Origin of the sequence: Streptomyces sp. NPDC016845 (genome assembly GCF_044332585.1) — a bacterium.
GTDB lineage: Bacteria > Actinomycetota > Actinomycetes > Streptomycetales > Streptomycetaceae > Streptomyces.
This window is the reverse complement of the sequence record NZ_JBIRPI010000079.1, coordinates 1-1,288: the sequence shown is the minus strand read 5'-3', so window position 1 is coordinate 1,288 and position 1,288 is coordinate 1. Positions and strand designations below refer to the sequence as shown.

Here is a 1,288-nt window from a genome sequence, read left to right as displayed (position 1 = left end):
TTGACCAGAGAACCGTCTCGACCAGCCCTGACCTGCCCGAACAGAGCCTTGGGCAACACCCTTTAGTTGACGGGCAGCCGACTCACCGCGTGGGAGCCACTACTGGCGGGGCAGCCGCATCCCCCCGTCCAGCCAATCTCATCACCAAGGCGTAGCCGTCACGGAAGAGCGGTCACAACCAATGGTGTCGCCCAGTCACCCCGGGCCGACTCGGGCCGGGCTCGCTCACATACCCGCCCAAAGGATTGCATCGTCACGCGGCAGTAGCTCACCAATGGCTTTTTAGGAGGGGTTTTTGAGATACCCCACCCGAAAAGTCACGGCGCCTACACCGAGATCACTTCTGCTGGCATCTGCAGCAACTATCTGCATCAACACCCAACGCCCCTCACTCGTCTCAACACAGATACTCTGATTTTCGCCCATTTCATCAAGGAATAGAATATCTGCATTCTTTTGCGATCGCGTAGCGCATCGAGGCACCATAGAATCATCAATTACACCCATCGACTTATCGCTAACGCCATTGTCTTCGCCGTGATAAATTCGCCCAAAGTTCAGAAGAAAATCACTCCCGGACGCAGGACTGTCTTCATCTGAAAGGCTACGACGATCTAGGTCAAGCGCATTTCGATCCCCAACTTTGATGTTTTCGATATCAGTCATGTATTTATCGAGAGCATGCGATGGATCAGGGTCACCGGAGGGCGTAGTGGTAGTAGTGGTAGCGGGGGTGATAGGAGTAGTAGGGGTGGTATGAGAGGGAGAGGGCGTAGAGTTACTGGGTCCGACTTCTGAAGAAGAAGCTGACGCGTTCCCTCCTCCGTCGCCTCCATCCTTGACCAGTTGCAGGACCGCAACGATTACGCCTGCCAGGGCAAGGAGGACCCCTATGACCTCTACTGCGATCTTCCCCCGACTCCTGGGTGCAGCCGCGTCATCCTCGGACATACTCCCCACCCCCGTGACCCAGACGCTCGGGAGCGTCAATCGAAAACTACTGGGAAGATTCTAACCATCGCAAAGCGTGATCACACCGGATGGACCTATGTTGCCGAATATCGCGGTATTCTTCTAAGCTCACCATTCCCTCCCGTGATATGCCATCTCACCTGACACAGAACTCTGCTTTCACTCGCGCAAGCAACCGAACAGGGCGAAATCTACGAGGCCGCCGTACGCGGCGTTCCTCGCCGTGCGCAATGAGCGCTCTGCAGCCTGCCTAAAGGGTGTTGCCCAAGGCTCTGTTCGGGCAGGTCAGGGCTGGTCGAGACGGTTCTCTGGTCAT

At 56.2% G+C, this 1,288-nt stretch carries 1 protein-coding gene; it reads right to left on the bottom strand.

Going from position 1 to position 1,288, the window contains the following annotated elements:
- Window positions 1-282 precede the first annotated feature (282 nt).
- Window positions 283-666 carry a hypothetical protein gene (locus tag ACH4RC_RS42500; RefSeq protein WP_398210522.1) on the bottom strand — a complete coding sequence of 128 codons (384 nt, stop codon included), beginning with the start codon at window positions 664-666 and terminating at the stop codon, window positions 283-285.
- Window positions 667-1,288: the final 622 nt, after the last annotated feature.